Genomic DNA, 12427 nt, shown 5'->3' with positions numbered 1-12427 from the left:
TCGGCATAGGCCGGGCCGTTGATGGCGGGACCGGAGAAATTCCATGCATCACAGGCAAAGCGGCAGGCGCCGGATGCGGCGCTGGGCCGAACGCCCCCGCACGCTTTGCGAACACAGGGCCGGATGGGCCGAAACAGGGGAGAGCATTCATGAAGACGCTATTGATGAAATCGACCGCCGGCCTTGCGCTGGCCATGACGGCCCATGCCGCGCCCGCCATGGCGCAGGAGGCCGCTCCCGGCGCGCAGGCCGCCGATATTGTCGTTACCGCCCAGCGCCGCAAGGAAACCGCGCAATCCATTCCCGTGGCCCTGACCGCTCTTGGCGGCGACCAGATCGCCAAGACCGGCATCGTCAACCTCGGCAATATCGCCACGCAAGTGCCCAATTTCTATTTCGGCAGCTTTGGCGCGGTCCGGCCCCAGCTTTATATTCGCGGTATCGGCACCCGCTCCTTCGATCCGGGCTCGGAAAGCTCGGTGGGCGTGTTTGCCGATGATGTCTATTATGGGCGCTCTTCGGGCAGTTTCGGCGCAATGAAGGATGTGGAGCGCATCGAGGTGCTGCGCGGGCCGCAGGGCACGCTCTATGGCCGCAACACGATCGGCGGCGCGATCAATGTCATCACCAAGGCCCCCACCGACCACTTGACGGGCGATTTTGAGGGCGGCGTGTCGAATTACAACGGGTGGAACCTGTTCGGCGCGGTCGGCGGGCCCATCGTGGGCGACAAGGTGATGGCGCGCGTGGCGCTCTGGACCACCCAGCGCGACGGCTATTCGACCAATCTGACCACGGGCAACCGTTTTCAGGGGCTGGACAACACCGGCGGACGGATCCGCGTGACGCTCAAGCCGGTGGACGGGCTGAAAATCGACCTTGGCGCCGATTTCATGGTCGATGGCAACAAGGCCGCTTTTGCCGGGTTCAATCAGGGCACCTCGACCAACCCGAACGCCGTGTTCTTTGCCGGGGCGGGCTTTACCGCCACCCCGCCCAAATCGCTCTACGAAGGCTATCTGGTCCATGACCCGGTGCTCAGCCGCCATGCCCAGACCTATTCGGCCAAGATCGATTATGCGCTGGATGATCTTTCTATCACCTCGATCACCGCGCTGCGCCATCTCGACAGCTATGACGGGCGTGAGCTGGAAGGCTCCTCGCTGGACGTGCTCCAGCAATTGACCAATGAGCGTTCGAACCAGTTCACGCAGGAATTGCGCCTCACCTCGGCGCCGGGAGGCGGCCTGTCCTTTGGCGGCAAGGTGGACTGGATCCTGGGCGCCTATTACTATCACGACGGCTCCAGCCGCATCGACACTTTCCCGATGGGCAAGAACTGGGCCTATTACACCGTCACCACCAGCGCGGTGGACGTTTCGGCCTCGACTTATGGCGCCAATGCCTGGGCGGTGTTCGGCCAGGCGGCGGTGCATATCAATGACCGGCTGACGGTGACGCTGGGCGGGCGCTATTCGAACGACACGAAATGGGCCAACCAGTCGGGCACCAACACCAACCCCGGCCTGCCGCTGATCGCGGTGCCCTTTGCCACCACCAACCACCTGTCTTCCTCCAGCGCCGATCCGCGCGTGGTGGTCGATTACAAGCTGAGCCGCGACGCCAAGGTCTATGCCAGCTATTCCACCGGCTATAAGGGCGGCGGGTTTCAGTATATTCCCTTTACGCTGGCCGTGGCCAATTCCACGTTCCAGCCCGAATATCTGACCGCCTATGAGGCCGGGTTCAAGACCGACTGGCTGAACCGCGCTTTGCGCGTCAACGGCGCCTTCTTCTGGTATGATTACAAGAACCTGCAGGTGGCGCGCATCATCGGCTCGGTCAGTTCGGCCACGCCCCTGATCGCCAATGCGGCCAGTTCGACGATCAAGGGGCTGGAGCTGGAAATCACCGCGCATCCCACCGCGCGCACCACGCTGGGGCTGGCCTATGGCTATCTGGACGCCAAGTATGACCAGTTCATCTATAATGCGACCACCGATTTCTCGAACACGACAATGGTGCGCGCGCCCAAACATTCGCTCAGCCTGAATGCCGAACAGCGCATCGCGCTGGGCGCAGGCCGCGAACTGACGCTGCGGGCCGAATACAGCTATATGACCCGTTTCTTCCACGAGCCGGGCCAGGGCAATATCGCCTATGGTGCGGGCATGCCGCTGACCGAGGAGGCCGCCTATGGCCTGCTCAACCTGCGCGCGGGGGTGGATATCGGCGCGGTGCGCGTTTCGGCCTATGTCACCAATCTGGCGGACAAGGCCTATCGCCGCACGATCCTCTATCTGCCCAATGGTTCCTCGGTCGGTTTTTCGGGCGAGCCGCGCCTTTACGGCGTTTCGGTCGGTTATCACTTCTGATGGCTCATCTGGCCGCGCTGATCATCCCAGCGCGGCCTTGCCGCCTTTTGAAACATTCACGAAATTTCGTCGAAACAGCCCATCCCTAATCCCGACAGGGCGGGGGTCTGGATGGCGGTATGACGGAATTTTCAAAAAGGATGCTGGTTCTTGCCATCCTGATCGCGGCCCTCTGTCTGAGGCTGAATCATATCGGTTTTGGACTGCCCGCGATCAACGATCCCGACGAACTGATGTTCGAACTGGGCGCTTTGCGGATGCTGCGCAGCCATTCCCTCAATCCGGGCTGGTTTGGCCATCCGGCCACGACGACCATGTATCTGCTTTCGCTGATCAATATGGCGGTCTATCTGGTGGGCCATGCAATGGGCCGGTTTCTAACGGTCCGGGATTTTGCCGCCGCCGCCTTTACCGATCCGGGTCTGCTGATCCTGCCGGGCCGGGTGGCCATGGCCCTGTTCGGCACGGCCAGCGTGGCGCTGACCGCGCGGATGGCGGGCGCGCTGTTCGGGCCGGTGGCGGCCGTTCTGGCCGCGCTGCTGCTGGCGGTCAGTCCGGTGGCGGTGGGCTGGTCGCAGATTGTGCGGTCGGATGTGATGGCCACCGTCTTCATGCAATTGGGCCTGCTGGCCTCGCTGCGCTATTATCGCGATCCCTCGCGCCGCGATCTGATCAAGGCGGCCATGTGGCTTGGCGTGGCGGTGGCCACCAAATGGCCTTTTGCGATGGGCGGGGCGGCCATGCCGGCCATCCTGATCGCCCAAACCGCGCGCCGCCGCCTGGCCATGGCGCAGGCGATACGCGCCATGATCGGCTTTTCCTGCATGGCGCTTGTCACCCTGCTGCTGGTCTCGCCCTATCTGGTGCTGGCCCATGATGTCGTAATCCGCAATCTGGCGGGCGAGGTGCAGGTGCGTCATCTGGGCGCGACGGGCGGAACGCCGTTGGAAAACCTCCTGTGGTATCTTGGCGGGCCCTTGCGGCGCGCGATGGGGATTGGCGGGCTGGCGCTGGCGGCGGCCGGGATCGCCTTGTCGGCGCGCTCGGTTGAGGCGCGGCTGCTGGTTTTGCCGGTGCTGGCCGGCTTTGTCGCGCTGCTGATATTTCAGCATCTTGTATGGGAGCGTTGGGCGCTGCCCCTGCTGCCCCTGCTGTCGCTGGCCGCGGCGCGCGCGCTGACGGCCTTGGCCGAATATGGCGTGGCAAGGTGGCTGCGGCCCGGATCATCGTGGATTTTGGCGGGCATCCTTGGCGGTGCGCTCGCCTTGCCGCTGGCCGCCGCCGATCTGGTGCAGGCGCGCGCGCGGACCCATGACACAAGGCAGCAGGCATCGGCCTGGGCGATCCGCCATATGCCGCCCGGCTCGACCGTGATGATCGAGCATTTCGGTTTCGATCTTTATGCTCAGCCTTGGCGGCTGCTGTTCCCTTTGGGCAAGGCCGGTTGTCTGGATGCCAAGGGGCTGCTTCACGGCAAGGTGGACTATGGCGCAATCGAACAGGGCCGGGCCGGGCGGTCCAATGTCGATTACGGCACAATGGCGCCCGCCCGCGCGGCGACATGCAGGGCCGATTTCGCCATCCTGTCGCAATATGGCCGCTATGCCGCCGAAAGCGCCGATTTTCCTGAGGAATATGCCGCCTATCGCCGCCTTTTGGCGCAGGGGCGGATTGTTGCCATATTTCGCGCGGAGCCGGGAAAAAGCACCGGCCCTGTAATTCATGTCCTGTCCTTTGAAAAGAACATGATAAAAATGTGAATTTCTCAGGAAAATTCCGCCTGATATCCACTTTACCATGAAATTCCACAAGCGCTTTGGCGTGACGGAAAAGCATTGTCTGGAAAATGCGGTGACAAAGGCGGTAATTCTTGCAGGAGGTCTGGGCACGCGATTGGGCGAGGAGACCTCGCTGCGTCCCAAACCGATGGTGGAGGTCGGCGGTATGCCGATCCTCTGGCATATCATGAAGATCTATGCGGCCCATGGGATCAGCGATTTCGTGATCTGCCTCGGCTATAAAGGCTATGTCATAAAAGAGTTCTTCGCCAATTACTTCCTCCATGCCGCCGATGTGACGATCGATCTGGCCCGCAACGGGGTCGAGGTCCATGAGGCCAAATGCGAGCCCTGGCGGGTGACGCTGGTCGATACCGGCCCGGATGCGCAGACGGGCGGGCGCCTGTGGGGCGTGCGCCGCTTTCTGACGCCGGGCGAGCCTTTCTGCTTCACCTATGGCGATGGTGTCGCCGACATCGATATCACCGCGCAGATCGCCTTTCACAAGGCCCATGGCAGACAGGCGACCGTGACCGCCGTCACCCCGCCTGCGCGGTTTGGTGCGCTCGAGTTTGCCGGCGATGCCGTCACCAGCTTCAAGGAAAAGCCCGCCGCCGAGGGCGGGTTCATCAACGGCGGGTTCTTTGTGCTGGACCCTGGCGTGATCGACCTGATTTCGGGGCCGCAGCAGGTGTGGGAGGATTATCCGCTCGAAACACTGGCGGGCAGCGGACAGTTGATGGCCTATCGCCACGAGGGTTTCTGGCAACCGATGGATACGCTGCGCGACAAGCATTTGCTTGAACGCCTGTGGGCCGAAGGGCGCGCGCCGTGGAAAATATGGTGAGCCGCGCCGCGCCCCACGATCCCGCCTTTTGGCGCGGACGCCGCGTGCTGCTGACCGGCCATACCGGCTTCAAGGGCGGTTGGCTGGCGCTGTGGCTGGAGGCGATGGGGGCCGAGATCACCGGGCTGGCGCTGCCCGCTGAGGATCCCAGCTTTTTCCGGCAGGCCCTGATTGCCGAGGGACTGACGCATATCGAGGGCGATATTCGCGATCAGGCCGTTGTCGAGGCCGCCATCGCCCTTGCCGCGCCCGAGGTGGTTTTCCATCTGGCCGCGCAGCCTTTGGTGCGCCTGTCCTATGACATGCCGGTCGAAACCTTTGCCGCCAATGTTCAGGGCACGGTCCATGTGCTGGACGCCTGTCGCCGCGCGCCTGATCTCAAGGCCATCGTCTGTGTCACCAGCGACAAATGCTATGACAACCGCGAATGGATCTGGCCCTATCGTGAGGGTGATCCGATGGGCGGCCATGACCCCTATTCGGCCAGCAAGGGCGCGGCCGAACTGGTGATCGCGGCCTATCGGCGCAGTTTCTTTTCGGCACCGGGTGCGCCTCTGCTGGCCTCCGTGCGGGCGGGCAATGTCATTGGCGGGGGCGATTGGGCCAAAAACCGGCTTGTGCCCGATATTGTGCGCGCGCTGCTGGCCGGCGGGCGGCCCATGATCCGCAACCCCCGATCCATGAGGCCATGGCAGCATGTGCTGGAGGCTTTGGGCGGCTATCTGCTGATCGCCGAGGCGCTGGCGCGCGGCGAGGCATGGGCGGCCACCGGCTGGAATTTCGGCCCGGTCGAGGAAGACGCGCGGCCCGTGGGCTGGATCGCGGATCGCCTGACCCACGTCTGGGGCGCGCAGGGGTGGGACAGGTCGCCTGATGCCGAGGGGCCGCATGAGGCGCATATGCTCAAGCTCGACTGCTCCCAGGCGCGCACCATGTTGGGCTGGCGGCCTGCATGGGGCCTTGGCGAAGCGCTCGACCGTATCGCGGCATGGCACAAAGGGGTGGCGGCGGGCGAAGACCCCCGCGCCTTGAGCCTCATACAACTGGCCGCCTATCGCGTCGCCTTTCAGGCGGCCCTTTCGCCAACGCACCGGCCATGGCCGGCGTGACCTGTCCCGCACAGCCGGAGCAATCCCATGAACAGTTACGAAAAATCCATGCTGCGCATCCTTTCTGAAGGCAGAAAATGCCACGGTTTTGTCGCGGTGAAGGCCGAGTTTGAAGCCGAAGGCACGCGCGGCGATGAATTCCTGCGCCTGCTCGAACTGGCGCGGCGGGCCGGGCTCAAGGTCGCGCTCAAGATCGGCGGCTGCGAAGCTGTCCGCGATCTGATCGAGGCGCGCCAGTACGGGGTGGATCACATCATCGCCCCGATGGTCGAGACGCCCTATGCGCTCTCGAAATTCATCGCGGCCAAGGACAAGGTGTTCCCCGCCGACGAGCAGAACGACATGTCATTCCTGTTCAACATCGAAACCCGCACCGCCTTTGCCCATCTGGCCGATATGAGCGAGACGGCGCAGCAGGGGCGGGTCGGTTTCGTGTTCGGGCGCGTCGATTTCGCAGGCTCGATGGGCCACGACCGGGGCTTCGTCAACAGCCCGGACATGGCCCGCTATGTCCGACAGGTTGCCCATGTCGCCAAGGCGCGCGGTCTGGAACTGGTGGTGGGCGGCGGGGTTTCGCCTGATTCCCTGCCTTTGCTGGCCGGGGCCAGACAGGCGCGGCTGGACCGTTTCGAAACCCGCAAGGTGGTCTTTGATGCTGCCGTGCTCGACGATGGGCGCGCGCAGGCGGGGATGGAGGCGGCCATCGCCTTTGAGCTGCTCTGGCTCAAGAACAAGCGGGATTTCTATCGTGGCATTGCCGAGGAGGACGCCGCCCGCATCGCCATGATGGAGGCGCGCAGGCACGGCGCGGCCAAAGTCGCGGCCGCGGTCTGAACCGGGCCGCATCCTGTTTCTGTTGAGAAAGTTTTCCCCCATGACGATGGCCGGAGCAAAGTCCCGGAAAATGATGGGCGCCATGGAAGTGGCGGGCCTTTGCCTTTGCGTGGCGGCGGGCCTGATCCAGCCGCACAGCGCGGCGGCCCAGTCGGGCACGGCATTGGCGGGCGCGCTTGCCAGCGGCGCGGTCAGCGGGGCTTCTGGTTCGGCGGCGGCCTCGGCGCCTGCGGCCACGGCATCACCGAGCGGGCCGGGCTATGAACCGGTGCAATTGGGCGGATCGTCCGGCCTTTCGGCCGCGATATCCCCCGTGGCCTCGCCCGCCGATCAGGCCGATATGCGCGCCAATGCCACGCCGCCGGTTCGTCCTGCCGCCGGCGCGTCGGGCGAATTCGAGATCTGGCTGCAAAGGATCACCGGCCATCCGATCCACCGCTTCGGCGCCAATCTGTTGGTGCCCTCGGCGCATGATTTCATGGCGCCCGCCACCACGGCCATCCCGCCCGATTATGCGATCAATGTCGGCGATGTGATTGCCGTTGCCATGACGGGATCGGTCGAGGGCAGCGCGGAATTCACCGTCGACCGCGAGGGCCGGATATTCCTGCCCCATGTGGGGGCGGTGCAACTGGCCGGGGTGCATTACCGCGATCTGAAGGAACGCGTGGCCGCCGCCATCGGCACACAGTTCCGCGGCTTTGACGCAACCGTCAGCATCCGGCGCCTGCATGGCATCCGGGTCTATGTCACAGGCTTTGCCCAGACCCCCGGTGTCTATACCGTTTCCAGCCTCTCGACCCTGCTCAATGCCGTGCTGGCGGCGGGCGGCCCCAATGCGGGCGGCTCCTTCCGCAGCGTCAAACTCTATCGCAACGGCCAGGAACTGCGTGATTTCGACCTTTATGACGTGCTGCGGCGGGGTAGCCGCGAGGGCGATGCCGTGCTTCAGAACGAGGATGTGCTGTTCATTCCGCCGGTCGGGCCGCAGGTGGCCGCCATCGGCAGCATCAATGAGGAGGCGATCTATGAGATCCGCCCCGGCGAAACGCTGGAGCAGGTGCTGGCCATGGCCGGGGGGCCTTCGCAACTGGCCGATGATGGACGGGGCGTGCTTTATCGCCTGTCCGACAGGGACACTGTGGGCAGCCGCACGCTGGATCGCGCCGCGTTGGTCGCGACCCCGGCTGTGGGCGGCGACATCCTTCAGATTGTCAACAAGGGCGCGCTGGTCCGCCCGGTCGAGCGCCAGTCGGTGCTGGTGCGGCTGGAGGGCGAGGTCAATCATCCCGGCAATTATTTCGTCGCTCCGGGCACCCCGCTGGCGCGGGTGCTGGACATGGCAGGCGGCCTGACGCCCAAGGCCTTTGCCTATGGAACCCGGCTGACCCGCCTGTCGGTGCGCGAACAGCAGCGCGAGAATTATCAGACCGCGCTCGACCAGATGGAGACCTCGCTGGTGTCCAGCGCGTTGGCTGCCGCGGGCGACAAGCAGGCGCAGGTCGCGGCCGTGCATACGCTGGTCCAGCGCCTGCGCCAGACCGAGCCGGACGGGCGGCTGGTGCTCAACCTGCCGGTCGGCGCGCAAGGCTTGCCGGGCGATCTGACATTGGAAAACAACGACCACATCCTGATCCCGGCGCGGATCGACACGGTGGGCGTGTTTGGCGCGGTCTATCGCCCGGCATCCTTCTCGCTGCATGGTGAACCGCCGCAAACGGTCCGTGAATTCATCGACCGGGCCGGGGGCGCCCAGCGTCTGGCCGACAGGGGCGGCATTTTCGTCGTACGCGCCAATGGCGATGTCCTGTCGCGGCGCAAGGGCGTGCTCCATGCGCAGGTGCAGCCCGGCGATGTGATTTTCGTGCCGGTGCGCGCCATGCCTTCCACCGTGCTGACCAAGATACGCGACATCACCCAGATGGTTTTCCAGATGGGATTGAGCGCGGCGGCGGTGGCGGCGCTGTGAGCATGGGCAAGGGCTATGGTCTTGTCGGATCGCTGGCGCGGCATCGCTGGGCGCAGGATGCCTTGCGCCGCCGTCTGGTGCTGGCCGGGGCGGTCGGCGTGCTGGGGCTGCTGGCGGTGTTTCCCGCCAATCACCGCGCCGCCGTTACGCTTACACCCGTCGATCCAGCGACGATGGGGGTCAATCAGGCGGCCAGCAGCACGGGTCTGGGGGCGCTGTCGCTGCTCGGATCGGGCGGCGGGCTCAGCACCCAGACATTGATCGAGACAAGCCTTCAGGTCGCCCACAGCGTCTATGTCCGCCAGATCGTCGCGCGCCGTCTCAACCTGCCCGCGCGGCTGGGCAAGGGCGAGCAGGCGACCTTGCGCTGGCTGGAGCGCGAGGTGGATGCAAGGACGCTGCGCGGGGGGATTATCGAGATCGATACATACCAGCATGACGATGCGCTGGCGTTGGACCTGATCCGGGCCTATGCCGATGCGATCCGCCAGCAGATGGCCATCGTCAACCGCGACCAGAACATCGCCCGCCGGGACGCGCTGGAACAGGTGTTGGCGCAGGCCGACGCCCGACTTGCGCGGGCGCAGGCTGCCTATGACGCCTATCGCCTGCGCACAGGGACCGGCGACCCTCTGGTCAATGCGCTTCAGGCATCGGGGCGCGTGCCCGCGCTGGACGACATGATCGCGGCCAAACAGGCCGAGATCGAAGGGCTGCGGCATTTCGCCACCGAAAGCAATTTTCACCTGCGCAAGGCCGAGGCGGAACTGGCCGCCCTTCGCAACCGCGCGAGTCAGGCCGGATCGAATGCCGCGCAGGCCAAGGGTTCGGTCGGCAATATCGTCGCCCAGACCAGCCAGGGCATGGCCCTGCGCCGCGAACTCGAACTCGCCCAGATGATGTATGACACCTATAAGCGCAATCTTCAGGGCACGCTGGCCGAGGCGCTGGTGGTATCGGTCAATATACGGCTGCTTGAGGCACCCTATCTCGATCCGGCGCGGCAATTCAACACCTGGGCGCTGGCGCTGCTCCTGCTGGTGCTGGGCGGCGGGGGGGCGATCGAACTCTATCTGGCCTGTCCGCCATCGGCGGCGCGCAAGGCCGTGCCGTGAAGCGGGCCGTGCCCGACATTTCGGTGGTCATCCCCTGTCATAACGACGAGCAGCATGTCCTTGCCGTCGCCGAGGCGGTGATCGACCAGATGGAAAGCCTTGGGGCCAGTTTCGACCTCATCTTCATCGACAATCGGTCCACCGACCGCACGGCGGCGCTCATCCGCGCCTTGTGCGCGGCCGAACCGCGTATCCGCCTGATCGCCACTACGCGCAATTTTGGCCGGATACGTTCGCCCGCGCACGCGGTTCTTGCCGCAGCCGGGCGGGCGGTGATCGTCATGGGGGCCGACTTTCAGGATCCACCCGACCTGCTGCCCCATTTTGTCCGCCGTTGGCAGGCGGGTGCCGATATCGTGCTGGGTGTGTGTGAGAAAAAGGAAGGCGGGCGGCTGCGCGGGGTGGTGGGGGCCATATTCCATGGGCTCGCCGCCGGTCCCGACGTTTTTCCGGCTATCCCCAAGGCTCCCCGTTTCGGCCTCTACAGCCGCCGCGCGGTTGAAGCGATCAGGGCGCTCAACGATCCGGAACCCTTTTGTCGCGGACTGCTGGTGGAAACGGGGTTTGCGCTTGAAACAGTTAACTATCGAGGGTGGGCGGGCAGGGCGAAGTGCCATCTCTTTGCCTTGCCTGATTGGGCCGTGGCGGGATGGACAGGATCGTCCAAACGCCTGCTGCGCTTTCCGCTTTATCTGGGCTTGGCGGGGGCCTTGGTCGCGCTGTTCATGATGCTGGGCGGGCTGGGCGCCTTTTCCACGGGGCGCCCGGTGGCAGGCTGGCTGATCGGCGCGGCGCTTCAGATGCAATTCGCGCTGATTTTCGGTTTTCTGGGCCTGATGGGCGACCATGTCCGCCTGATCTCGGAAAGAACCCGCCGCATGCCTCTGGTGATCGAGAGTGAGCGCGTCAATTTCCCTGAAGCCTGTTGATGGCCGTCGATGAAACCTGGCGTGACGCGGGGGCCGCCCGGCCCCGCGGCCTGTTGGGCGAATGGCTGCTGGCGGCCTGTGTCGCTCTGGCCGGGCTGTCCGATCTCTGGCGGGCTTGGCATCTGGGCTATCTGCCCCAGCCGTTTTTCTATGAATCCTCCGATACCTGGATGGATTGGTTCAACACGGCATGGTGGGCGCATGATCGCGGCATCTATGACAGTTGGGCCTCGATCTATCCACCGCTCAGCTTTGTGATCCTCAAGGTTCTGGGCCTGCCGCAATGTTACAGGGGGCCTTTGCCCGGCCCGGAATTGCGCTTGTGCGACTGGGTGGGGGTTGGGGCGATCCATGCCCTGTATCTGCTTGATGCGGTGCTGGTCGCATGGGCATTTGTCAGGATGGACCGGCGCACCGCTCTGCCGCGTGCCTTTGCGCTGGTGGCCGGGATGCCGCTGCTTTATGGCCTCGAACGCGGCAATCTGGTGCTGTTGGCCTTTGCCTGCATGGTTCTGGCCTTTGGCCGTGTGCTGCGCTCGGCGCGGCTGCGCTGGCTGGCGCTGGCGGTGATGATCAATCTCAAGGTCTATCTGATTTCGGCGCTGGCGGCGCAATTGCTGCGCCGCCGCTGGCGCTGGTTCGAGGGGGGGCTGCTGGTTACGGTCCTTGTCTATCTTGCCTCCTACCTGCTGCTGGGCATCGGCACGCCCGGCGAGGTTGTCGCCAATGTTCTGGCCTTTGCGCGTGGGGGCAACGCCGCCGGGGTGCTGGACGTGTGGTATGCCGCCTCCTATGCGCCGCTCGCCACGCTGCTGGACGGCAAGGATTTTCCGATTTCCACCTTGATCGGTTCACAGATCGTCGAGACGGGCGGCAGGATCGTGGCGGTGGCGGTTCACGGCGGACAGGCGATCATTCTGGCGGGCGCGGCCGCGACATGGCTGCGCCCCGGTCTGGTGCCGCCCTTTCGCGCCACGCTGTTTGGGGTGGCGCTGGCGCTGATCACCTCCGAAGCGGGCGGATACACGATCTGTCTGATCCTGTTTTTCGTGATGATGGAGCGCTGGCAAGGGCTGCTGCGTCCTGCGGCAATCATCATCGCCTATTTGCTCTGCATCCCCGGCGACATCGTGCTCAGCACCATTGCTCCCATGGTTCAGGACAGTTTTCTGGCCGGACATACGGTGTCGGTGCAGCATGGCATCGGGCTGGGCATGTTTTTGCGGCCCTTGCTGGTCATTCTGGCCCCGGCTTTGCTGGCGCTGCATACGGTGGGGGTGGTGTGGCGGGATCTGCGCTGTGGCGGGGGTGTGGGGGCAAGCACGAATGGTGGGAGGCGGCGGTAAATATATCCACTTCGGATATAACGGCCTGCGCGCTTATGGTAATATCAAGCGGTCTGATTTACCACTTACCACTCATGAATGCTGATTGCTCCCCTTCTCCCGATCGGGCTCCCAGCTATATGCGC

At 64.5% G+C, this 12427-nt stretch carries 9 protein-coding genes; all 9 read left to right on the top strand.

Annotated elements, in window-relative coordinates:
• Window positions 1–149 precede the first annotated feature (149 nt).
• The 9 genes from PQ457_RS20550 to PQ457_RS20510 all read left to right on the top strand — a co-directional run bounded on the left by PQ457_RS20550 (window position 150) and on the right by PQ457_RS20510 (window position 12302).
• Window positions 150–2375: a TonB-dependent receptor gene (locus tag PQ457_RS20550; protein WP_273619663.1), complete on the top strand. Its 2226-nt coding sequence runs from the start codon at window positions 150–152 to the stop codon at window positions 2373–2375.
• A 140-nt stretch (window positions 2376–2515) separates the two neighbouring features.
• A complete protein-coding gene (locus PQ457_RS20545; RefSeq protein ID WP_273619662.1) occupies window positions 2516–4135 on the top strand; it encodes an ArnT family glycosyltransferase in 1620 nt (539 codons plus the stop codon).
• Between the two features lie 37 nt (window positions 4136–4172).
• Window positions 4173–5000 (top strand): glucose-1-phosphate cytidylyltransferase, encoded by an 828-nt coding sequence (gene rfbF / locus PQ457_RS20540; protein WP_273619661.1) that lies wholly within the window; start codon window positions 4173–4175, stop codon window positions 4998–5000.
• On the top strand, window positions 4994–6109 hold the full coding sequence (rfbG, locus tag PQ457_RS20535; protein ID WP_273620418.1) for a CDP-glucose 4,6-dehydratase: 1116 nt from the start codon (window positions 4994–4996) through the stop codon (window positions 6107–6109). The genes rfbF and rfbG overlap by 7 nt, the downstream gene beginning before the upstream one ends.
• A gap of 27 nt (window positions 6110–6136) precedes the next feature.
• Window positions 6137–6943, top strand: coding sequence for an aldolase/citrate lyase family protein (locus PQ457_RS20530; RefSeq protein WP_273619660.1), 807 nt, complete (start codon window positions 6137–6139; stop codon window positions 6941–6943).
• A 70-nt stretch (window positions 6944–7013) separates the two neighbouring features.
• On the top strand, window positions 7014–8912 hold the full coding sequence (locus tag PQ457_RS20525; RefSeq protein WP_273619659.1) for an SLBB domain-containing protein: 1899 nt from the start codon (window positions 7014–7016) through the stop codon (window positions 8910–8912).
• On the top strand, window positions 8909–10027 hold the full coding sequence (locus PQ457_RS20520; RefSeq protein WP_273619658.1) for a hypothetical protein: 1119 nt from the start codon (window positions 8909–8911) through the stop codon (window positions 10025–10027). The genes PQ457_RS20525 and PQ457_RS20520 overlap by 4 nt, the downstream gene beginning before the upstream one ends.
• Entirely contained in the window at window positions 10024–10956 is a 933-nt protein-coding gene (locus tag PQ457_RS20515; protein ID WP_273619657.1) for a glycosyltransferase family 2 protein, read from the top strand. Before PQ457_RS20520 ends, PQ457_RS20515 begins: the two co-directional genes overlap by 4 nt.
• A complete protein-coding gene (locus PQ457_RS20510; RefSeq protein WP_273619656.1) occupies window positions 10956–12302 on the top strand; it encodes a hypothetical protein in 1347 nt (448 codons plus the stop codon). The genes PQ457_RS20515 and PQ457_RS20510 overlap by 1 nt, the downstream gene beginning before the upstream one ends.
• The last annotated feature ends 125 nt before the right edge of the window (window positions 12303–12427 follow it).

The organism is Novosphingobium humi, assembly GCF_028607105.1.
GTDB classification, from domain to species: Bacteria; Pseudomonadota; Alphaproteobacteria; order Sphingomonadales; family Sphingomonadaceae; genus Novosphingobium; species Novosphingobium humi.
This window is presented reverse-complemented; position numbering and strand designations above follow the sequence as displayed.